This is a genomic window from Leclercia sp. W17, from assembly GCF_003336325.1.
Taxonomy (GTDB): Bacteria; Pseudomonadota; Gammaproteobacteria; order Enterobacterales; family Enterobacteriaceae; genus Enterobacter.
Genome location: NZ_CP031101.1, coordinates 2,741,434 through 2,762,131 on the forward strand (window position 1 = coordinate 2,741,434; position 20,698 = coordinate 2,762,131).

21 protein-coding genes and 1 pseudogene are annotated in these 20,698 nt (G+C 55.9%); 17 read left to right on the plus strand and 5 right to left on the minus strand.

From position 1 onward, the window contains the following. The first annotated feature begins 109 nt into the window (after positions 1-109). The 5 genes and pseudogenes from DVA44_RS13500 to add all read left to right on the plus strand — a co-directional run bounded on the left by DVA44_RS13500 (position 110) and on the right by add (position 5,440). The gene (locus tag DVA44_RS13500) at positions 110-358 is read left to right on the plus strand and encodes an excisionase family protein (RefSeq protein WP_022650951.1); all 249 of its coding nucleotides are present in this window, start codon (positions 110-112) and stop codon (positions 356-358) included. A gap of 32 nt (positions 359-390) precedes the next feature. Beyond that, a complete protein-coding gene (locus tag DVA44_RS13505; RefSeq protein ID WP_114387252.1) occupies positions 391-1,671 on the plus strand; it encodes a site-specific integrase in 1,281 nt (426 codons plus the stop codon). Between the two features lie 44 nt (positions 1,672-1,715). After that, positions 1,716-3,122: pseudogene (malX, locus tag DVA44_RS13510) on the plus strand (maltose/glucose-specific PTS transporter subunit IIBC); the annotation flags it as partial. A gap of 47 nt (positions 3,123-3,169) precedes the next feature. Then, positions 3,170-4,342 (plus strand): MalY/PatB family protein, encoded by a 1,173-nt coding sequence (locus DVA44_RS13515; protein WP_114387253.1) that lies wholly within the window; start codon positions 3,170-3,172, stop codon positions 4,340-4,342. Between the two features lie 96 nt (positions 4,343-4,438). Beyond that, positions 4,439-5,440, plus strand: coding sequence for an adenosine deaminase (add, locus tag DVA44_RS13520; protein WP_114387254.1), 1,002 nt, complete (start codon positions 4,439-4,441; stop codon positions 5,438-5,440). Between the two features lie 29 nt (positions 5,441-5,469). On the opposite strand, the gene DVA44_RS13525 is transcribed toward add, so the two are convergent. Further along, positions 5,470-6,510, minus strand: a complete 1,041-nt coding sequence (locus DVA44_RS13525; protein ID WP_103824550.1) for an oxidoreductase — start codon at positions 6,508-6,510, stop codon at positions 5,470-5,472. A 233-nt stretch (positions 6,511-6,743) separates the two neighbouring features. Here DVA44_RS13525 and blr point away from each other — a divergent pair, with 233 nt between their 5' ends. The 12 genes from blr to gstA all read left to right on the plus strand — a co-directional run bounded on the left by blr (position 6,744) and on the right by gstA (position 17,198). Then, on the plus strand, positions 6,744-6,914 hold the full coding sequence (blr, locus tag DVA44_RS13530; RefSeq protein ID WP_168194517.1) for a division septum protein Blr: 171 nt from the start codon (positions 6,744-6,746) through the stop codon (positions 6,912-6,914). A gap of 202 nt (positions 6,915-7,116) precedes the next feature. Beyond that, positions 7,117-7,332: a transcription modulator YdgT gene (gene ydgT, locus DVA44_RS13535; RefSeq protein ID WP_114387255.1), complete on the plus strand. Its 216-nt coding sequence runs from the start codon at positions 7,117-7,119 to the stop codon at positions 7,330-7,332. An 86-nt stretch (positions 7,333-7,418) separates the two neighbouring features. Beyond that, positions 7,419-7,859: a DUF2569 domain-containing protein gene (locus DVA44_RS13540; RefSeq protein ID WP_103179388.1), complete on the plus strand. Its 441-nt coding sequence runs from the start codon at positions 7,419-7,421 to the stop codon at positions 7,857-7,859. 76 nt (positions 7,860-7,935) lie between these two features. Beyond that, complete coding sequence (gene rsxA / locus DVA44_RS13545) at positions 7,936-8,517, plus strand: electron transport complex subunit RsxA (RefSeq protein WP_039029166.1); 582 nt, start codon at positions 7,936-7,938, stop codon at positions 8,515-8,517. Next, positions 8,517-9,095: an electron transport complex subunit RsxB gene (rsxB, locus tag DVA44_RS13550; RefSeq protein WP_114387256.1), complete on the plus strand. Its 579-nt coding sequence runs from the start codon at positions 8,517-8,519 to the stop codon at positions 9,093-9,095. Before rsxA ends, rsxB begins: the two co-directional genes overlap by 1 nt. Further along, positions 9,088-11,355, plus strand: a complete 2,268-nt coding sequence (gene rsxC, locus DVA44_RS13555) for an electron transport complex subunit RsxC (RefSeq protein ID WP_114387257.1) — start codon at positions 9,088-9,090, stop codon at positions 11,353-11,355. The genes rsxB and rsxC overlap by 8 nt, the downstream gene beginning before the upstream one ends. After that, a complete protein-coding gene (rsxD, locus tag DVA44_RS13560; RefSeq protein ID WP_114387258.1) occupies positions 11,356-12,408 on the plus strand; it encodes an electron transport complex subunit RsxD in 1,053 nt (350 codons plus the stop codon). It begins immediately after the preceding gene. A gap of 10 nt (positions 12,409-12,418) precedes the next feature. Next, positions 12,419-13,045: an electron transport complex subunit RsxG gene (gene rsxG / locus DVA44_RS13565; protein WP_114315169.1), complete on the plus strand. Its 627-nt coding sequence runs from the start codon at positions 12,419-12,421 to the stop codon at positions 13,043-13,045. Continuing rightward, on the plus strand, positions 13,042-13,728 hold the full coding sequence (locus tag DVA44_RS13570; RefSeq protein WP_114387259.1) for an electron transport complex subunit E: 687 nt from the start codon (positions 13,042-13,044) through the stop codon (positions 13,726-13,728). Before rsxG ends, DVA44_RS13570 begins: the two co-directional genes overlap by 4 nt. Next, a complete protein-coding gene (nth, locus tag DVA44_RS13575) occupies positions 13,725-14,360 on the plus strand; it encodes an endonuclease III (RefSeq protein WP_103824558.1) in 636 nt (211 codons plus the stop codon). The genes DVA44_RS13570 and nth overlap by 4 nt, the downstream gene beginning before the upstream one ends. 615 nt (positions 14,361-14,975) lie before the next feature. Beyond that, complete coding sequence (dtpA, locus tag DVA44_RS13580) at positions 14,976-16,484, plus strand: dipeptide/tripeptide permease DtpA (RefSeq protein WP_114388425.1); 1,509 nt, start codon at positions 14,976-14,978, stop codon at positions 16,482-16,484. Between the two features lie 108 nt (positions 16,485-16,592). Beyond that, positions 16,593-17,198, plus strand: a complete 606-nt coding sequence (gene gstA / locus DVA44_RS13585) for a glutathione transferase GstA (protein WP_103824559.1) — start codon at positions 16,593-16,595, stop codon at positions 17,196-17,198. A gap of 89 nt (positions 17,199-17,287) precedes the next feature. On the opposite strand, the gene pdxY is transcribed toward gstA, so the two are convergent. From pdxY to mliC, 4 genes are all read right to left on the minus strand, one after another. Continuing rightward, on the minus strand, positions 17,288-18,148 hold the full coding sequence (pdxY, locus tag DVA44_RS13590) for a pyridoxal kinase PdxY (RefSeq protein ID WP_114387260.1): 861 nt from the start codon (positions 18,146-18,148) through the stop codon (positions 17,288-17,290). Between the two features lie 63 nt (positions 18,149-18,211). Continuing rightward, on the minus strand, positions 18,212-19,486 hold the full coding sequence (gene tyrS, locus DVA44_RS13595; RefSeq protein ID WP_114387261.1) for a tyrosine--tRNA ligase: 1,275 nt from the start codon (positions 19,484-19,486) through the stop codon (positions 18,212-18,214). A gap of 126 nt (positions 19,487-19,612) precedes the next feature. Continuing rightward, positions 19,613-20,269, minus strand: coding sequence for a pyridoxamine 5'-phosphate oxidase (gene pdxH, locus DVA44_RS13600; RefSeq protein WP_103824562.1), 657 nt, complete (start codon positions 20,267-20,269; stop codon positions 19,613-19,615). Positions 20,270-20,326: 57 nt separating this feature from the next. Further along, positions 20,327-20,650: a C-type lysozyme inhibitor gene (gene mliC / locus DVA44_RS13605; RefSeq protein ID WP_103824563.1), complete on the minus strand. Its 324-nt coding sequence runs from the start codon at positions 20,648-20,650 to the stop codon at positions 20,327-20,329. Positions 20,651-20,698 lie beyond the last annotated feature (48 nt).

Consider the following 20,698-nt stretch of genomic DNA (forward strand, 5'->3'; position numbering starts at 1 on the left):
GCAACTGATAGCCAGTTATGAGCTGGCTATTGGGTGCGAATGCACTGCCACGTTATCCCCCCCCCTTTCCCCGGCCATAGTGCCGGGATTCTTTTGCCTGGAGAAAACCATGAGCGACATTATTCAGCTGGTACCGAATAAATGGGTCACAGAGGAACTTTTAACTGCGACAACCGGCATGTCAAAGCACATGATTCAGCATGCCCGCCGGTCAACCTGGATGGAGGGAAAGCATTATCGCCATGTTGCCCCTGATATGGCACCCAAGCAAAACAGCCCAATCATGTATAACCGCGATGAGATAAACCACTGGATCGAGCACCAAAGTCCAGCGAAACGCCGGAGAATATCTGCTTAAATGTCCTTTGGCACATCAAACGAGGAATGATTATGGCAGCATACCCAACAGGCGTAGAGGTTCATGGAGAATCGTTACGCATATGGTTCATATATCAGGGGAAGCGTGTCAGGGAAAATCTCGGCGTTCCTGACACGCCGAAAAACAGGAAAATGGCAGGTGAGCTTCGGGCTTCGGTCTGCTTTGCGATAAAGACAGGCACATTCAATTATGCCTCACAATTCCCGGATTCATCGAACTCAGAGAAATTCAGTACCGTCAGAAAGCAAATCTCACTACTTGAACTGAAATCGAAATGGCTTGGCCTTAAGGAGATGGAGCTTAGCCTCGGGACGTTGAGGCGTTACGATTGCCACCTCACAACAACTATCGAAACAATTGGTGAGCACAGGTACATCGGCAGCCTGAACACTGAAGATATCCTTAGTGCCAGGAAGGAGCTACTGAACGGCTGGCAGAAGACCAGGCATGGCCTAAATCACCCGCCCAAAAAGGGAAGAAGCGTTCCTACAGTCAATAGCTATATGGCATGTCTTGGCGGGATGCTGGGCTTTGCTTTCAAAAGTGGCTACCTGAAAACCGATCTGATGGCAGGTATTACCCCGCTCGCAAAAGAAAGGCCCGTTCCAGATCCTCTTACTTCTGGCGAGTATCAGCGAGTGGTTGCAGCCTGCCCAACGCTGCAGTTTCAGAATATGGTTATCTTTGCGGTAAATACAGGCGTCAGGCATGGCGAACTAAGCGCGTTAGCCTGGGAGGATGTGGATACTGTTAACTGGACTGTTACGGTGTCACGGAACTATTCCCTGAAGGGTAACTTCACCCTGCCAAAAACCAACGCCGGGATTCGAACCATACAGCTGACCCGGCCAGCAATTGATGCCCTCAAGGCGCAAATGCCACTGACAAGAATGATGGCATCCCACAAGGTAAGCGTCAGCCTACGGGAATACAAAAAAAAGAGAACCGATGAATGCACCTTTATATTCTCCCCGTCGATTACTTCAATGAACGGTAAGAAGACGATGTGCTACGTTCCCGGATCCATTAATTCAGCATGGCGCACTGCCCTGCGTCGAGCAGGCGTCCGGCAAAGACGGTCTTATGAAACCAGAAACACATATGCGTGCTGGGCACTGGTCGCCGGAGCGAACCCAAATTTCGTTGCGCACCAGATGGGCCATTCGTCAGCGCAAATGCTATTCACGGTTTACGGTAAATGGATGACCGAGAATAACCATGACCAAGTGGGCATTTTGAACGCATCATTTACTCAAAATGCCCCACTGATGCCCCATAGAAAAACCGCATAACCTTAAGTATCTGATTTAACATATCAATATCACTTCAATCATGATTCATCTGGATGAGCAAGGTCGGCTCCTTTGCCTTTAGCTTCCTGCCGGTGATGTTCTGTATCGCCATCCCGCTGGGGCTGGCCCGCGAAAACAAAGGCGTGGCGGCCTTTGCCGGGTTTGTGGGCTACGCGGTGATGAACCTGGCGGTTAACTTCTGGCTGACCGCCAAAGGCATTCTGCCGACCACCGACGCGGCAGTGCTGAAAGCCAATAACATTCAAAGCGTAATTGGTATTCAGTCAATTGATACCGGCATCCTCGGGGCCGTGATCGCGGGTGTGATCATCTGGATGCTGCATGAACGTTTTCACAATATCCGCCTGCCGGATGCGCTGGCCTTCTTCGGCGGCACCCGTTTTGTGCCGATTGTAACCCTGGTAGTGATGGGCCTGTTTGGTCTGATCATTCCGCTGATTTGGCCAGTATTTGCCATGGGCATTACCGGCATTGGCCGTATTATCAACAGCGCCGGTGATTTTGGTCCGATGATCTTCGGTACCGGTGAGCGTCTGCTGTTGCCTTTCGGACTTCAGCATATTCTTGTCGCCCTGATCCGCTTCACGGAAGCGGGCGGCACGATGGAGGTGTGCGGTCACGATGTGAGCGGTGCGCTGACCATCTTCCAGGCGCAGTTAAGCTGCCCGACCACCCACGGCTTCTCGGAGAGCGCTACCCGCTTCCTCTCCCAGGGGAAAATGCCAGCCTTCCTCGGCGGCCTGCCGGGTGCGGCGCTGGCGATGTACCACTGCGCCCGTCCGGAAAACCGTCATAAGATTAAGGGCCTGCTGATCTCCGGCGTTATCGCCTGCGTGGTCGGCGGTACCACTGAACCGATCGAGTTCCTGTTCCTGTTCGTGGCACCGGTGCTGTATCTCATTCACGCCGTGCTAACCGGCCTGGGCTTTACCCTCATGGCGGTGCTGGGTGTCACCATCGGTAATACCGACGGCAACGTGATTGATTTTGTGGTGTTCGGTATCCTGCACGGCCTGTCGACCAAGTGGTATCTGGTGCCGGTGGTGGCCGCGATCTGGTTTGCGGTCTACTACGGGATCTTCCGCTTCGCCATCACCCGCTTTAACCTGAAAACACCGGGACGCGATATTGAGAGCGCGGCGAGCGTGGAGCAGGCGGTGGCGGGTGTGACCGGCAAATCCGGCTACAATACGCCAGCGATCCTTGCGGCGCTGGGCGGTGCGGATAACATTACCTCGCTGGATAACTGCATCACCCGCCTGCGCCTGTCGGTGGCGGATATGTCCAAAGTGGACACCAACGCCCTGAAGGCCAATCGCGCTATCGGCGTGGTTCAGCTCAACCAGCACAATTTGCAGGTGGTGATCGGCCCGCAGGTACAGTCAGTGAAAGATGAGCTGGCGACCCTGATGCGAACAGTAGAAGCCTGATGCCTCAACCCCCTCGCCATGAGGGGGTTCTCTTTTAAGGAGACGTTATGTTTGATTTTTCCACCGTCGTGGATCGTCACGGCACCTGGTGTACTCAATGGGACTATGTTGCTGACCGCTTCGGCGCCGCCGATCTACTGCCGTTTACCATCTCGGACATGGATTTTGCCACGGCCCCCTGCATCATCGAGGCCCTGCAAGCCCGCATCAGCCACGGAGTGTTTGGCTACAGCCGCTGGAAAAACGACGAATTCCTTGGGGCGGTAGCGCAGTGGTTCCGGCAGCGCTTCAACAGCTCCATCGATACCCGCGCCATCGTCTATGGCCCCTCGGTGATCTATATGGTGTCGGAGCTGATTCGCCAGTGGTCCAACGCAGGCGACGGGGTGGTGATCCACACCCCGGCCTACGACGCGTTTTACAATGCCATTGCGGGCAATAACCGTCAGGTGGTGCCTGTTGGCCTGCATAAGACGGCGGCGGGCTGGCAGTGCGATATGGCCGAACTGGAAGCGGTACTGGCACAGCCGCAGAACAAAATCCTGCTGCTCTGTAGCCCGCACAACCCGACCGGCAAGGTCTGGACCCGGAACGAGTTAGCGACCATGGCTGAACTCTGTGCGCGGCACGGCGTGGCGGTCATCAGCGATGAAATTCATATGGATATGGTATGGGGCAACCATCAGCACATTCCCTGGTGCGAAGTGGCGCAGGGAAAATGGGCGCTTCTCACCTCCGGCTCCAAGAGCTTTAATATTCCTGCGCTTACCGGCGCATACGGTTTGATCGGTGATGAAGCCAGCCGCATGGACTATTTGCAGGCGCTGAAGGGGCGAGACGGCCTCTCTTCGCCGTCGGTGCTGGCGCTGGTGGCGCACATTGCCGCCTACCAACAGGGAGACGCCTGGCTGGATGCGCTGCGCAATTATCTGGAGACCAACCTGCACTATGTAGCCGACAGACTCAATGGTGCCTTTCCCGCGTTAAACTGGCAGCCACCAGAGGCGACCTATCTGGCGTGGATCGATCTGCGACCGCTAAATATCGACGACCGAAAGCTGCAAAACGTGCTGATTGAGCAGCAAAAAGTAGCGATTATGCCGGGATGTACCTATGGTGAAGAGGGTATCGGTTTTATCCGACTCAATGCCGGTTGCCCGCGCAGTAAACTGGAGCAAGGGGTGGAACGACTGATTACCGGGATTCACACCCTGCGGTAATAGCATTGCGCAACGGATATTTATCTTGCGCAATTAGCTTTTTGCTCCGTTTTATTTTTATAATGTGTCGCACTTTACCTAATAAAGAGTGCGACCATGATTGATACCACCCTCCCGTTAACTGACGTTCATCGCCACCTTGATGGCAACATCCGTGCCCAGACCATTCTTGATCTTGGTCGCCAGTATAATTTAGCCCTGCCCGCACAAACCCTTGAGTCGCTGATCCCGCATGTGCAGGTAACAGAAAACGAACCGGATCTGGTGAGCTTTTTAAGCAAGCTCGACTGGGGGGTAAAAGTCCTCGCCTCGCTGGAAGCCTGCCGTCGCGTTGCCTTCGAGAATATTGAGGACGCCGCGCGCAACGGTCTGCATTACGTTGAACTGCGTTTCTCGCCGGGCTATATGGCGATGTCCCACAACCTGCCGGTTGACGGTGTGGTAGAGGCGGTGATCGCTGGCGTTCGCGAAGGCTGTAAAGCCTTTAATGTGGAAGCTCGTCTGATTGGGATCATGAGCCGTACTTTTGGCGAAGCCGCTTGTCTTCAGGAACTCGAAGCCCTGCTGGCTCACCGGGAACATATCACTGCGGTCGATCTGGCGGGCGACGAGCTGGGCTTCCCGGGCAGTCTGTTCCTCTCCCACTTCAATCGCGCCCGCGATGCAGGCTGGCACATCACCGTCCATGCCGGTGAAGCGGCGGGCCCGGAGAGCATCTGGCAGGCGATCCGCGAGCTGGGTGCCGAACGCATCGGCCATGGGGTGAAAGCGGTGGAAGACCGCGACCTGATGGACTTCCTGGCGGCACAACGCATCGGGATCGAATCCTGTCTGACCTCCAACATTCAGACCAGCACCGTGGCGACGCTGGCGCACCACCCGCTGAAAACCTTCCTTGAGCACGGGGTAATGGCCTCGCTGAACACTGACGATCCGGCAGTTCAGGGAGTCGATATTATTCACGAATACACGGTGGCCGCCCCGCAGGCCGGACTGAGCCGCGAGCAGATTCGCCAGGCGCAGATCAATGGTCTGGAGATGGCATTTTTAACGCCTGCCGAGAAGCAGGCGCTGCGCGACAAGGTCGCACGCGGATAAGAAAAAGCCCGGCAATGCCGGGCTTTTTTTCAGGCCAGACAGAGGGTCGCGCGATGTTTCGCGGACTCGATACCCAGCTCAATCAGTTCCATAATCTGAATCGCCTGGCTTGCCGGAACCGGGTTCTCCCCGTCGCCGTTCAGCGCATCGCGAATACCGGCATAATAGGCCGGGTAGTTGCCCGGCAGCGTCAGCCAGGTCTCTTCCACACGCTCTTCCCCTTCCACGCGGGTCAGCACGCCGTCACGCATGTCATAGCCCCAGTCTTCCTGCGGCAGACGTTCGCCGTTTTTCAGACGATCTTCCTGCGGATCGAGACCGAACTTCACATAGCTGCCGCGGGAGCCATGCACGATGTAACGTGCGGATTCCGCCGCCGCCATCATGGTGCCATGCAGTACCACGCGCCGCTGCGGATAGCTTAACACCGCATGGAAGTAGTCCGTGGCCTGCGCGCCAGGGCGCAGCTGGGCCAGATCGACGTTCAGGCTCACCGGCAGACCAAAGAGGTTAACGGCCTGGTCAAGCAGATGTGGGGCCAGATCGTACCAGATGCCGCTGCCCGGACCCGCCTGCTCACGCCAGCGATTACGCACCTGCGGACGGAAACGGTCGAAATGTGATTCGAAGAATGCCACTTCCCCCAGAGAGCCATCGGCAATGAGGGCTTTAACGGTGAGGAAGTCGCTGTCCCAGCGGCGGTTGTGGAAGACGGAGAGCAGTTTACCCAGGCTTTTCGCCAGCGCGTCCAGTTCCCGCGCCTGTGACAGTGTCACGGTAAAGGGTTTATCCACCACCACATGCTTGCCCGCTTCAAGGGCCGCTTTTGCCAGCGGGAAATGGGTGTCGTTCGGTGTCGGGATAACAATCAGATCGATATTGGGATCGTTAAACAGATGCTTCGGCTCAGAAACCACCGGCACGGTTGGCCAGTCGGCATGGACTTTCGTCGCATCGCTGCTGGAAATTGCTGCCAGCTCCATCCCCGGAGTGCCATCAATCAGCGGGGCATGAAACGTTTTACTCGCATAACCATAACCTATTAATCCCACACGGATTTTGTCGCTCATGAAATCGCCTCTCATCTTTTGACCTGCATATTTCACACTATCTCCTCTCCCGTCACAATAGATTAATCTGGCGGACCTTGCCCTAAAGCAAGAGAAGCAATCAGTAATTTCTGATTAACTTTTATAACTCGCTGAATACAATCGCAAAACATCCATGTAAAGCGCTTGCTCAGCGGCATATCGCGCTGTAAAATTCTGGATCTGTATTTATGGATAAAACATTACCAAGAATCATGACGACAATAATTAATCGCATTATCGAGTTAGCGGGATGGATAGTACTGGGCGTGTCGGTGATACTGCTCGCCATTGCCAGTCATATTGATAACTACCAGCCCCCTGAACCGGTAAATACGGTCAACCAGGCCAAGCCTCATACGCTCATCAAAAATAGTGACATATGATGTCAGTTGCTTATTGCCAGCCGTCATGAACAGCGTTAACCTTCTTCGCCAGGCGTCGACCGACGCCTGATTTCATCAGTCAAGAAAAGTCTTATTTTTGCCGGTGCGCTTTGGCAAACCGTTTACGTCTTATTTGAACCGTTTATTATTCGACCGAATTACTCCTTTGGCATTACTCACTCTTATATGGAAAATTATTAAAATGACAGTTCAGGACTATTTATTAAAATTTCGCAAAATTAATTCCCTTGAAAGCCTGGAAAAGCTGTTTGACCACCTGAACTACACCCTGAGTGACAATCAGGATATTATCAGCATGTACCGCGCCGCTGACCATCGCCGCGCTGAGCTGGTCTCTGGCGGACGCCTGTTCAACATTGGCGAAGTGCCTAAGTCGGTGTTGCGTTACGTGCTCTAAAAGGGTACCCATTGCCCGGAAATGTTATATACTCTCGCCCCTGCTAATTTGCAGTTCGCGCTTTTCGCTGACTATCGGGAGAGAACATGACCACAACGGCTGGAGAAAAAATTGGCGGCTGGTTACTTGCTCCGCTCGCCTGGCTGCTGGTTGCATTATTAAGTGCCTCGCTGGCGCTGGTACTTTATTCCACTGCACTAATTACGCCGCATGCACTTAAAACGCTGGGCGCGCAAAATACCTCCGCTATCGTTATGTGGTTTATTTCTTTCGCCTTTGCGATTGCCATGTGGTACTACACGCTGTGGCTGACCATCGCGTTTTTTAAACGCCGCCGCAGCGTGCCTAAGCACTATATTATCTGGCTGCTGGTCTCTGTCTTGCTGGCCGTGAAAGCCTTCGCCTTTTCGCCGGTTTCCGATGCGCTGGCAGTGCGTCAACTCCTCTTCCCACTGCTGGTGACCGCGCTGTTCGTGCCGTACTTTAAGCGCTCGGCCCGCGTAAAGAACACCTTTGTGAACCCGTAATAACCTTACAGTTAACCTGTTGTCGCCTGCGCCGGTTTATCCGATAATAGGCGGCTTTTTTATGTCAGGCTGAATAATGACCGATTACTTACTGCTCTTTGTCGGCACGGTGCTGGTAAACAACTTCGTTCTCGTGAAGTTCCTTGGCCTGTGCCCATTTATGGGCGTATCCAAAAAGCTCGAAACGGCAATGGGGATGGGGCTGGCCACCACCTTCGTGTTGACCCTCGCCTCGATCTGCGCCTGGTGGGTGGATACCTGGATTTTAATCCCCCTCGGCCTGACTTATCTGCGTACGCTGGCCTTTATTCTTGTTATCGCTGTGGTGGTGCAGTTCACCGAAATGGTGGTGCGTAAAACCAGCCCGGCGTTATACCGCCTGCTCGGCATCTTCCTGCCGCTGATCACCACCAACTGTGCGGTGCTCGGCGTGGCGTTGCTCAACATTAACCTTGGGCACAATTTCCTGCAGTCGGCACTGTACGGTTTTTCCGCCGCGGTCGGCTTCTCGCTGGTGATGGTGCTGTTTGCGGCGATCCGCGAACGCCTGGTCGCGGCGGATATTCCGGCACCGTTTCGCGGTAACGCCATCGCGCTGGTTACCGCCGGTCTTATGTCTCTGGCCTTTATGGGCTTTAGTGGTCTGGTGAAGTTGTAATGAATGCAATCTGGATTGCCATTGCTGCCCTCGGTGTTCTGGGGCTGCTGTTTGGCATCATTCTCGGTTACGCCTCACGCCGCTTCGCGGTGGAGGATGACCCGATTGTCGAAAAAATTGATGAGCTGCTGCCGCAAAGCCAGTGCGGGCAGTGCGGCTACCCTGGCTGTCGCCCTTACGCAGAGGCGGTGGGCAACGGCGGCGAAAAAATTAACCGCTGTGCGCCTGGCGGCGAAGCGGTGATGCTGAAGATTGCCGGACTGCTGAACGTCGACCCTCAGCCGGTCGATGGTGATGAAAGCGCACAGGAGCCGGTGCGCATGCTGGCGGTGATCGATGAGCCCAACTGCATCGGCTGCACCAAATGTATTCAGGCCTGCCCGGTAGATGCCATTGTGGGTGCCACGCGCGCCATGCATACCGTGATGGAAGACCTGTGTACCGGCTGTAACCTCTGTGTCGCCCCCTGCCCGACCCAGTGCATTGAGTTACGCCCGGTAGCCACCACGACCGATAGCTGGAAATGGGATCTTCAGACCATTCCGGTGCGCATTATTCCTGTGGAACAACATGCTTAAGTTATTTTCTGCCTTCAGAAAAGAGAAGATCTGGGATTTCGATGGCGGTATTCATCCGCCAGAGATGAAAACCCAGTCCAGCGGCACGCCGCTGCGCCAGATCCCGCTGGCCAACCGTTTTATTATCCCCCTTAAACAGCACATCGGTGCTGAGGGTGAGCTGTGCGTTAAACCTGGCGACAGCGTGTTACGCGGCCAGCCGCTGACCTTTGGACGCGGACGTATGCTGCCTGTGCATGCCCCTACCTCCGGCACCGTGGTGGCGATTGCTCCTCATACCGTTGCCCACCCTTCCGCCCTCTCTGAGCTGTGCGTCATCATCGACGCCGACGGCGAAGATCGCTGGATTGAGCGCGACGGCTGGAGCGACTACCGCAGCCACAGCCGCGAGGCGCTGATCGAGCGCATTCACCAGTCTGGCGTCGCCGGTCTGGGCGGCGCGGGCTTCCCGACCGGCAACAAACTGCAAGGCGGCGGCGACAAGATCAAAACCCTGATTATCAACGCCGCCGAGTGCGAGCCGTACATCACCGCGGACGATCGTCTGATGCAGGACTGCGCCGCGCAGATCGTCGAGGGCATTCGCATCCTCGTGCACATTCTGCAGCCGCAGGAAGTGCTGATCGGCATTGAAGATAACAAACCGCAGGCCATCTCCATGCTGCGTGCGGTACTGGCGGGCAGCCATGATATCAGCCTGCGCGTTATCCCCACCAAGTACCCCTCCGGTGGCGCCAAGCAGTTGACCCAGATTTTAACCGGCAAGCAGGTTCCGCACGGCGGTCGTTCGTCTGACATTGGCGTCCTGATGCAGAACGTCGGCACCGCCTATGCCGTTAAACGTGCGGTTGTTGACGGCGAGCCGCTTACCGAGCGCGTCGTTACCCTGACCGGTGAATCGGTTAGCCGTCCCGGCAACGTCTGGGCGCGTCTGGGCACGCCGGTTCGTCATCTGCTGGATCAGGCCGGGTTCTGCCCGAGCTCTGAGCAAATGGTAATTATGGGTGGGCCGCTGATGGGCTTTACCCTGCCGTGGCTGGATGTCCCGGTGGTAAAAATCACCAACTGCCTGCTGGCCCCGTCCGTCAGCGAGATGGGCGAAAAGCAGGAAGAGAAAGGCTGTATTCGCTGCAGCGCCTGTGCCGATGCCTGCCCGGCGGATCTGCTGCCTCAGCAGCTCTACTGGTACAGCAAAGGGCAGATCCACGATAAGGCGAAATCCCATAACCTGGCCGACTGCATTGAGTGTGGCGCCTGCGCCTGGGTCTGCCCGAGCAATATTCCGCTGGTGCAATATTTCCGCGTCGAGAAAGCCGAAATCTACGCCATCGCCCAGGAAGAGAAACGCGCTGCCGAAGCCAAAGCACGGTTTGAAGCGCGCCAGCAGCGCCTTGAGCGCGAGAAAGCCGCCCGCGAAGAGCGCCATAAGAAAGCGGCAGTTCAGCCTGCGGCGAAAGACCAGGATGCCATTAATGCTGCCCTGGCGCGTGTGCGTGAGAAGAAAGCCACCGCGACAGAAGATGTGGTGATCCCGGCGGGTCAGCGCCCGGATAACAGCGAGATGATTGCCGCCCGCGAAGCGCGCAAAGCAGAGGCCCGCGCCCGTCAGGCGGAAAAAGCGCAGGCTGCCGCCGCATCAACAGAAGCCGATCCGCGTAAAGCGGCGGTCGAAGCGGCGATTGCCCGCGCAAAAGCCCGCAATGCGGCGCAACCGGAAGAGAGCCAGAGCGAGCCAGCGCCAGTCGATCCGCGTAAAGCCGCGGTCGAAGCGGCCATCGCCCGTGCTAAAGCCCGCAAGGCGGCGCAACCGGAAGAGAGCCAGAGCGAGCCAGCCTTAGTCGATCCGCGTAAAGCGGCGGTCGAAGCAGCTATTGCCCGCGCAAAAGCCCGCAAAGCCGCGCCACCGGAAGAGAACCAGAGCGAGCCAGCGCCAGTCGATCCGCGTAAAGCGGCGCAGCAGGACGATATTCAGGTTGAACAGGCTCCGGTCGACCCGCGTAAAGCCGCCGTCGAAGCGGCGATTGCCCGGGCCAAAGCCCGAAAAGCCGCGCCACCGGAAGCAAAACAGGAAGAATCCGCCCCCGTCGACCCGCGTAAAGCGGCAGTCGAAGCCGCCATTGCCAGAGCAAAAGCGCGCAAGGCGGCGCAACAGGAAGAAGAGCCGGCAGCCAATGACGATCCACGCAAAGCGGCAGTGGCTGCCGCCATCGCGCGGGTACAGGCGAAGAGAGCCGCACAGCAGGCAGTTAACGAGGATTAAATGGTTTTCAGAATCGCAAGCTCCCCTTATACCCATAACCAGCGCCAGACATCGCGCATTATGATGCTGGTCTGCCTGGCCGCGCTGCCGGGCATTGCCGTACAGCTCTGGTTCTTCGGCTGGGGTACGTTGCTGCAGATTATCCTTGGCTGTGTGAGCGCACTGGCAGCCGAAGCGCTGGTACTTAAACTGCGAAAAATCGCGGTGGGCAAAATCCTGGCGGACAATTCCGCCCTGCTCACCGGCCTGCTGCTGGCCATCAGTATTCCGCCGTTCGCTCCGTGGTGGATGGTAGTGCTCGGTACCGTGTTCGCGGTGATCATCGCCAAGCAGCTGTATGGCGGCCTCGGGCATAACCCGTTTAACCCGGCAATGATTGGCTATGTGGTGCTGCTGATCTCCTTCCCGGTGCAGATGACCAGCTGGCTGCCGCCGCATGAGATTGCCGCGACGGTGCCAGGCTTTATGGATGCCGTGCAGGTGATCTTCTCCGGCCATACCGCCAGCGGCGCGGATATGAACACCCTGCGGATGGGCGTCGACGGTATTAGCCAGGCGACCCCGCTTGATACCTTTAAAACGTCCCTGCACGCCGGTCATAGCGTGGAGCAGATCCTGCAATATCCGATATACAGCGGTGTGCTGGCAGGCGCGGGCTGGCAGTGGGTTAACCTGGCGTATCTGGCCGGTGGCCTGTTCCTGCTGTGGCAGAAAGCGATCCGCTGGCATATCCCGGTGAGCTTCCTGATAACGCTTGCCGTCTGTTCCGGCCTGGGCTGGTTCTTCTCGCCGGAGTCGCTGGCGTCACCGCAGATCCATCTGCTTTCCGGCGCCACCATGCTGGGTGCCTTCTTTATTCTTACCGACCCGGTAACGGCCTCCACCACCAACCGTGGGCGCCTGATTTTTGGTGCGCTGGCGGGTCTGCTGGTGTGGCTGATCCGCAGCTTTGGCGGTTACCCGGACGGCGTGGCCTTTGCCGTGCTGCTGGCGAACATCACCGTTCCGCTCATCGACTACTACACGCGTCCGCGCGTGTACGGCCATCGCTAAGGATCTCGCCATGTTAAAAACGATGCAAAAACACGGCGTGACGCTGGCGCTCTTTGCCGCCGTGCTCACCGGCATGACCGCGCTGGTCAACGGCTTAACCAAATCCACCATTGATGAACAGGCGGCCCGTCAGCAAAAAGCGCTGTTTGACCAGGTGATCCCGGCAGATATCTACGATAACGATCTGCAGAAGAGCTGTTATCTTGTCCAGACGCCAGCGCTTGGCAAAGGCACCCACCGTATTTTTATCGCCCGTAAAGGCGATACACCGACCGGCGTGGTGATGGAAGCCACCGCGCCGGATGGATACTCCGGCGCTATCAGGCTGCTGGTGGGCACCGATTTTTCCGGCACCGTGCTGGGTACGCGCGTGACCGAGCATCACGAAACGCCAGGGCTTGGAGATAAGATCGAAACCCGCTCAAGCGACTGGATTTTGCATTTCGCGGGTAAAGTGATCCACGGTATTGACGATCCGGCGTTCGCGGTGAAAAAAGATGGCGGTGATATCGATCAGTTTACCGGTGCGACCATCACCCCACGAGCGGTAGTGAACGCCGTTAAACGTGCGGGGGTTTACGCACAATCGCTGCCTGCACAACTTAACAATCTGCCCGCCTGTGAGGAGCGTTCATGAGCCAGGTAAAAGAGGTTTTTGTTCAGGGGCTGTGGAAAAACAACTCCGCGCTGGTACAGCTGCTGGGGATGTGTCCGCTGCTGGCCGTCACCTCCACCGTTACCAACGCGTTGGGCCTTGGCCTTGCCACCACCCTGGTATTGATCCTGACCAACCTGTCGATCTCTGCCCTGCGCCGCTGGACGCCGTCAGAGATTCGTATTCCGATCTACGTGATGATTATCGCCTCGGTGGTGAGCGTCGTGCAGATGCTGATCAACGCCTACGCCTTTGGCCTCTATCAGTCGCTGGGGATTTTTATCCCGCTGATTGTGACCAACTGTATCGTGGTGGGCCGCGCCGAAGCCTTTGCGGTGAAAAACGATCCGCTGATTTCAGCTTTTGATGGCTTTGCCATCGGTATGGGGGCGACCGGGGCGATGTTTGTACTGGGCGCCATGCGTGAAATCCTTGGCAACGGTACCCTGTTCGATGGCGCAGATGCGCTGCTGGGCAGTTGGGCCAAAGTCCTGCGCATTGAGGTGTTCCACACCGATACGCCGTTCCTGCTGGCGATGCTGCCCCCTGGCGCGTTTATTGGCCTGGGGATGATGCTGGCGGTGAAATACCTTATTGATGAGAAACGTAAACGCCGCGCTGCCACGCGCAGCGTAGAGGAAGGGATCCCTGAGAAGGCCTCATGAACAAAGAGAAACGTTTAACCATTTTACAGCGCCTGCGGGAGAATAATCCGCACCCGACCACCGAGCTGAATTTTACCTCGCCGTTTGAACTGCTGATCGCGGTGTTGCTCTCTGCACAGGCCACTGACGTGAGCGTCAATAAAGCCACCGCGAAGCTCTACCCTGTCGCCAACACGCCTCAGGCGATGCTGGAGCTGGGCGTTGAGGGGGTAAAGTCGTACATCAAGACCATCGGCCTGTTTAACAGCAAAGCCGAGAACGTGATCAAGACCTGCCGGATGCTGATAGAGCTGCACGGCGGTGAGGTACCGGAAGATCGCGCGGCGCTGGAAGCGCTGCCCGGCGTGGGCCGTAAAACCGCTAACGTGGTGTTGAATACCGCCTTTGGCTGGCCGACCATTGCCGTGGATACCCATATCTTCCGTGTCTGCAACCGAACGAACTTCGCCCCAGGCAAAAACGTGGAGCAGGTCGAAGATAAGCTGCTGAAAGTGGTTCCTGCGGAGTTTAAGGTCGACTGCCATCACTGGTTGATCCTCCACGGGCGCTATACCTGCATTGCGCGTAAACCCCGCTGCGGCTCCTGTATTATTGAAGATCTCTGTGAATATAAAGAGAAAACAGACCACTAAAACCGTCATCAGACGGTTTTTTTATAACGCAAAACCCTTATAGCGAGCATGACTACCTACCAGGCTCACCTTTTGCAGCTTTTCTGTCTGAGCTAAACTTTAGGGTTCGTGCATTGTGCGGCTATATAACAATCAAACAGGTTAATTGTTTTTTCGTCAGCAAAATTTTCTATATAAATGTGATCGCGATCACCCTGTTCACACACTGTTAATTTTATGTGTCAAAATGGCTACTAAAGCCCTACAGCATCAAGAAAAACCCCCTTCCCACCCGTAGATATGTCCGGTTATTTTTCAGAATATAGGCCATATCACTGCCCAACACCTTTTACAGCAGAACATATCGCCACATGGCGATTTTTTCTCCTGAAAGACAGTGAAAAAAACCAGTTTCAACGAAACGGGAAAATTTAACGCTAAATAACATTTAGGTTTCTGGCGCATTATATGGCAGGAGTTAAATGTAACAGACTATTACAAACGTCTTGCCAGACGGGTCAGGATAGTGAACATTACCCGCCGTTTCCCCTCCCACTATAACTATAAAGCGGATGGACTACGGTCATCACGCTATGAACACCCCCGTTAATATGGGATGTAAAAAAAGAGGTATATGTGTCTACTGCAAACAATAAACCAGCTGAAGAGAGCGTAAGTCTTAACGCTTTCAAACAACCGAAATCGTTCTATCTCATATTCTCTATTGAGCTGTGGGAGCGTTTTGGTTACTACGGTCTGCAAGGGATCATGGCGGTTTACCTGGTGAAACAACTGGGTATGTCCGAAGCCGATTCCATCACCCTGTTTTCTTCTTTCAGTGCTCTGGTCTACGGTCTGGTCGCAATTGGTGGCTGGCTGGGCGATAAAGTACTGGGAACCAAACGTGTCATTCTGCTGGGCGCCATCGTTCTGGCGATCGGTTATGGTCTGGTAGCCTGGTCTGGTCACGATGCCGGCGTGGTTTACCTGGGTATGGCGACCATCGCGGTGGGTAACGGCCTGTTCAAGGCGAACCCGTCTGCCCTGCTTTCTACCTGCTATAAGAAAGATGACCCGCGTCTGGACGGTGCATTCACCATGTACTATATGTCCATCAACATCGGTTCCTTCTTCTCCATGCTGGCGACCCCGTGGCTGGCAGCAAAATTCGGCTGGAGCGTGGCGTTTGCCCTGAGCTTCGTCGGTATGTTGATCACCGTGGTGAACTTCCTGTTCTGCCGCAGCTGGGTGAAAGACTACGGTTCAAAACCTGACTTTGCGCCAGTACAGATGGGTAAACTGCTGGCGACGCTGGTCGGTGTTGTCGTGCTGGTTGCTATCGCCACCTGGCTGCTGCACAACCAGGGTATCGCACGTGCGGTGCTGGGCGTGGTTGCGCTGGGTATCGTCTGCATCTTCGCCAAAGAAGCCTTTGCTATGCAGGGCGCAGCGCGTCGTAAGATGGTGGTTGCTTTCATTCTGATGGTTGAAGCGATTGTCTTCTTCGTGCTGTATAGCCAGATGCCAACCTCTCTGAACTTCTTCGCGATCCGTAACGTTGAGCACTCTATCCTGGGTATCGCGTTCGAGCCTGAGCAGTTCCAGGCCCTGAACCCGTTCTGGATCATGGTAGGTAGCCCGATCCTGGCTGCCATCTACAACAAGATGGGCGACCGTCTGCCAATGCCGCACAAGTTCGCGGTGGGCATGGTGCTCTGCTCTGGTGCCTTCCTGGTACTGCCGCTGGGCGCGGAATTCGCCAGCGACGCGGGTATCGTCTCCGTGAACTGGCTGATCCTGAGCTACGCGCTGCAGTCTATCGGTGAGCTGATGATCTCCGGTCTGGGCCTGGCGATGGTTGCGCAGCTGGTGCCACAGCGTCTGATGGGCTTCATCATGGGTAGCTGGTTCCTGACCACTGCGGGTGCTGCCATCATCGCCGGTAAGATCGCCAACCTGATGGCTGTGCCTTCTGATGTGACCGATCCGCTGCAGTCTCTGCATGTCTATGGTGATGTGTTCCTGCAGATTGGTATTGCCACTGCGGTTATCGCTGTGCTGATGATGCTGACTGCACCAAAACTGAACCGCATGACTCAGGACGACGACACTACCGCTAAAGCGAGCAACACCGCCGCCGTGTAATGTCATCGGGAAACGACTGAATACAAGCCGCTAACTGTGCGTTAGCGGCTTTTTTTTTATTATGGGGCGCACTAACATAGGGTAAACCTACGTAAACAGGAGTGACCGATGAAACTGTTCTATAAACCAGGCGCCTGCTCTCTTGCCTCCCATATTACGCTGCGCGAGAGCGGTAAAGACTTCACCCTCAACGGGGTTGATCTGATGCAAAAGCGTCTGGAAAACGGCGATGATTTTTTCGCGGTGAATCCTAAAGGCCAGGTTCCGGCTCTGCAGCTGGAAGATGGCACCCTGCTCACCGAGGGTGTTGCCATTATGCAGTACCTGGCGGACAGCGTCGCGGATCGCCAGCTGCTGGCGCCAGCCGGCACTATCGCCCGCTATAAAACCATTGAATGGATGAACTACATCGCCACCGAACTGCATAAAGGTTTTACCCCGCTGTTCCGCCCGGACACCCCGGAAGAGTACAAGCCGACCGTTCGCGCCCTGCTGGAGAAGAAACTGCAATATGTGAACGCGTCGCTGAAAGACGATCAGTGGATCTGTGGGCCGCGCTTTACCATTGCCGATGCGTATCTGTTTACCGTCCTGCGCTGGGCACGGGCCGTGAAGCTGAACATGGAAGGATTAAGCCACATTGACGCCTATATGGCGCGTATGGCGGAGCGTCCTGCCGTAGCGGCAGCACTGGAAGCGGAAGGGTTAAAGTAAGAGAGCGGTTTATTGCCGGGTGGCGCTGGCGCTTACCCGGCCTACGAGCTCTGTAGACCCGGCAAGCGAAGCGCCGCCGGGCATTGATGTCAAAGCTGGGTCGCGCTAAAAACGTGTTCCGGCTTCGCGATACGATCCTGGGCCGCCACCACCTGCAACTCATACTCCTGCATGTTCTTCGTGGCGATCATAATCTCATACACCGCCGCCGTGACGTGCTCAAGCGCATCACGCACCGTTGCCCCCTGCAGCAGTTTCACCAGCAGCAGACCGCTGGTCACATCGCCCACACCCACCGGCTGACGGCTGCCAAAATCCACCAGCGGACGGCTGATGTGCCAGGCTTCATCTTTGGTCACCAGCAGCATCTCAAAGCGATCCGGGCTGATTCCGGCGCGGGCCAGATGTTTCACCAGCACGATTTCCGGCCCCATCGCAATCAGTTCACGGGATGCCGCAATCGCCTCCTCCACGCTGTTTACCGGATGTTCACAGAGAATCTCCAGTTCAATGAGGTTTGGGGCAATGATGTCGCTGGCAGGTAGAGCGTGACGCACATGAAACTCCGCCACGCCAGGCGCCACGATACAGCCTTTTTCCGGATGACCCATCACCGGATCGCAGAAGTATTTCGCCGCCGGGTTCGCCGCCTTAACCTGACGGACAATGCCCAGAATATGCTCGCCCTGCTCGGCTGACCCCAGATAACCGCTCAGCACGGCATCGCAGGTTTTGAGTTTGTCGATATCAGCGATGCCCTGAACAATCTCTGTGAGATGAGCGGGCGGCATCACGCAACCGGTCCATTTGCCGTATTGCGTATGGTTGGAAAACTGAACGGTATTTAATGGCCAGACATTGGCCCCGAGACGACGCATCGGAAATTCTGCGGCGCTGTTGCCAGCATGCCCAAAAACGACGTGGGACTGGATGGCGAGGATATTCTTCATTTTCTTACCACAACCCTGAAAAAATAAAGGGGCGTGGTTTCCCACGCCCCTGTGCTTTTATGATTATTTCCAGCAAACCAGACAGTAATTCTTTTTACCGCGACGCAGTAAGGTATAACGACCAAACAGGCGATCGCTGTCAGCGAAGATGTACTCCGCGTCAGACTGTTTTTCACCGTTGATGGTGATGGCGTTAGAGGCGATGGTTTTACGCGCCTGGCCGCGGGACGGCTGAAGCTCAGAGTCGACCAGGGCCTGCATCAGATCTGCCCCTTTCTCCATCTCAACCATCGGCACGCCATCCTGCGCCAGCTGTTCGAAGTCTGCTTCGCTCAGATCGCTCAGGTTGCCGTTAAACAGGCTGGCGGTAATGCGCTTGGCCGCCGCTAAGCCCTCTTCGCCGTGAACCAGCTTCGTGACCTCATCGGCCAGCACGTACTGGGCGCGTGGCGCTTTACCGCTGTTCTTGTCTTCTTCTTCAAGAGCATTGATCTCTTCAATGTCCATAAAGGTGAAGAACTTCAGGAAGCGATAAACGTCAGCGTCTGCGGTGTTGATCCAGAACTGGTAGAACTTGTACGGGCTGGTTTTCTTCGGATCGAGCCATACCGCGCCGCCTTCGGTTTTACCGAACTTGGTGCCGTCGGCTTTGGTGATCAGCGGAACGGTCAGACCGAAGACCTGATTCTGGTGCAGACGACGGGTCAGATCGATACCGGAGGTAATGTTACCCCACTGATCGGAGCCGCCAATCTGCAGCGACACGCCGTGCAGCTCGTTCAGACAGGCAAAGTCATACCCCTGCAGCAGGTTATAGGAGAACTCGGTAAAGGAGATGCCCTGATCGTCACGGTTCAGACGCTGCTTCACCGCTTCTTTGTTGATCATCTGGTTAACGGAGAAGTGCTTGCCGATATCACGCAGGAAGGTCAGCACGTTCATGCTGCCAAACCAGTCGTAGTTGTTCGCAGCGATCGCGGAGTTTTCACCACAGTCAAAGTCGAGGAATGGGGCGACCTGTTTGCGGATTTTCGCGACCCACTCCTCTACGGTATCCGCCGTATTCAGTTTACGCTCAGCGGCTTTGAAGCTTGGGTCGCCAATCAGACCCGTTGCGCCACCGACCAGCGCCACAGGCTTATGGCCAGCCAGCTGGAAGCGTTTCAGGCATAACAAAGGAACCAGATGCCCCAAATGCAAGCTGTCAGCGGTAGGATCGAAGCCGCAATAGAGCGCGATCGGGCCTTGCGCCAGTCGCTCTGCTAACGCTTCCTCGTCCGTCACCTGGGCTACCAGCCCCCGCTCTTGCAATTGTTTAATCAAGTTACTGCTTGCCATCAAATTCTCCATGTATAAAACGACTGCACCTTTGCCGGTACACGACTTTTCGCCAGACGCGAAAGGTACATAGAATAAAGCGCTGACCAACGTAGCGCCAGCGCTTAAGAGAACAAATTTCGGGGATTAGGGTGCCAGCCGATCGATTTTCCACGCGCCGTTATCGCGCTGGTAGATAAACCTGTCGTGGAGGCGATGTTCACCGCCCTGCCAGAACTCCATCTGCTGTACGGAGACGCGGAAGCCGCCCCAGAAACTTGGCAGTGGCACTTCGCCCTGCTGGAATTTCTGTTTCAGCTCAAGGAACTTGCTCTCCAGCACGCCGCGGGCAGAGATGCGGCTCGACTGTTTAGAGACCCAGGCGCCAATCTGACTGTCGCGCGGACGGCTGTGGAAATACTTCACCACTTCAAGGGTAGAGAGACGCTCAACGGAGCCGGTGACCATCACCTGGCGCTCCAGCATATGCCACGGGAAGAGCAAACTGATACGCGGGTTGTTTTCCAGATGCTGCGCCTTACGGCTGCCGAGGTTGGTGTAGAACACCAGCCCTTTGTCGTCGTAATGCTTGAGCAGCACGATACGCTGGTAGGGTTGGCCATTTTCATCGACGGTGGCAACCACCATCGCGGTGGGATCGGCCAGTTGTGCTTCACAGGCCTGTTTCAGCCAGTGCTCAAACAGCACCAGCGGCTCGGCGGGGAGATCCTGGCGACGCAGGCCGCCTTTGGTGTATTCGCGCCTAAGGTGCGCAATTTTCTGCAATTCGTCGTTATCTGGCATGGCGTTAACTGACGTTGACAATGGGTGACGCTATTGTGCGCCGCCCCCTGCAAAATCTCAACGCTTCGGATTTTCGATCTGACAATTGTTCAGCACAATGCGATCGCGCTTGTAGACCGTTGCACTGTCGCCTTTCGACCAGAAGACATATACCCCGTCGCTGTAACGGGTCCCGGAGGCGGACATGCCCTGTTTCAGCGTCAGCAGCTTATTGTCGTAGACGAAACTGACTTCCTGACGGGGATTGTTGAGCTTAACGGTAAGGGGCTTTTCGTCGCACTGATAGGCCAGCGTGTCGGTTTGCATGCGCTCGACGAACTGGTTGTAAACGCTACAGCTCGCCAGCAGAAAGGGAGTAAAAGCAAGAAGCAGTTTTTTCATGGGTAAATTCCGAAGACTTTCCTGGTCCCGGAGGGCGCGAAGGCCCTC

Bases quoted from the DNA above. Each gene is read 5' to 3' on its own strand.
- DVA44_RS13500 (WP_022650951.1), top strand. From the start codon at position 110: ATGAGCGACATTATTCAGCTGGTACCGAATAAATGGGTCACAGAGGAA.
- DVA44_RS13505 (WP_114387252.1), top strand. From the start codon at position 391: ATGGCAGCATACCCAACAGGCGTAGAGGTTCATGGAGAATCGTTACGC.
- DVA44_RS13515 (WP_114387253.1), top strand. From the start codon at position 3,170: ATGTTTGATTTTTCCACCGTCGTGGATCGTCACGGCACCTGGTGTACT.
- add (WP_114387254.1), top strand. From the start codon at position 4,439: ATGATTGATACCACCCTCCCGTTAACTGACGTTCATCGCCACCTTGAT.
- DVA44_RS13525 (WP_103824550.1), bottom strand. From the start codon at position 6,510: ATGAGCGACAAAATCCGTGTGGGATTAATAGGTTATGGTTATGCGAGT.
- blr (WP_168194517.1), top strand. From the start codon at position 6,744: ATGACGACAATAATTAATCGCATTATCGAGTTAGCGGGATGGATAGTA.
- ydgT (WP_114387255.1), top strand. From the start codon at position 7,117: ATGACAGTTCAGGACTATTTATTAAAATTTCGCAAAATTAATTCCCTT.
- DVA44_RS13540 (WP_103179388.1), top strand. From the start codon at position 7,419: ATGACCACAACGGCTGGAGAAAAAATTGGCGGCTGGTTACTTGCTCCG.
- rsxA (WP_039029166.1), top strand. From the start codon at position 7,936: ATGACCGATTACTTACTGCTCTTTGTCGGCACGGTGCTGGTAAACAAC.
- rsxB (WP_114387256.1), top strand. From the start codon at position 8,517: ATGAATGCAATCTGGATTGCCATTGCTGCCCTCGGTGTTCTGGGGCTG.
- rsxC (WP_114387257.1), top strand. From the start codon at position 9,088: ATGCTTAAGTTATTTTCTGCCTTCAGAAAAGAGAAGATCTGGGATTTC.
- rsxD (WP_114387258.1), top strand. From the start codon at position 11,356: ATGGTTTTCAGAATCGCAAGCTCCCCTTATACCCATAACCAGCGCCAG.
- rsxG (WP_114315169.1), top strand. From the start codon at position 12,419: ATGTTAAAAACGATGCAAAAACACGGCGTGACGCTGGCGCTCTTTGCC.
- DVA44_RS13570 (WP_114387259.1), top strand. From the start codon at position 13,042: ATGAGCCAGGTAAAAGAGGTTTTTGTTCAGGGGCTGTGGAAAAACAAC.
- nth (WP_103824558.1), top strand. From the start codon at position 13,725: ATGAACAAAGAGAAACGTTTAACCATTTTACAGCGCCTGCGGGAGAAT.
- gstA (WP_103824559.1), top strand. From the start codon at position 16,593: ATGAAACTGTTCTATAAACCAGGCGCCTGCTCTCTTGCCTCCCATATT.
- pdxY (WP_114387260.1), bottom strand. From the start codon at position 18,148: ATGAAGAATATCCTCGCCATCCAGTCCCACGTCGTTTTTGGGCATGCT.
- tyrS (WP_114387261.1), bottom strand. From the start codon at position 19,486: ATGGCAAGCAGTAACTTGATTAAACAATTGCAAGAGCGGGGGCTGGTA.
- pdxH (WP_103824562.1), bottom strand. From the start codon at position 20,269: ATGCCAGATAACGACGAATTGCAGAAAATTGCGCACCTTAGGCGCGAA.
- mliC (WP_103824563.1), bottom strand. From the start codon at position 20,650: ATGAAAAAACTGCTTCTTGCTTTTACTCCCTTTCTGCTGGCGAGCTGT.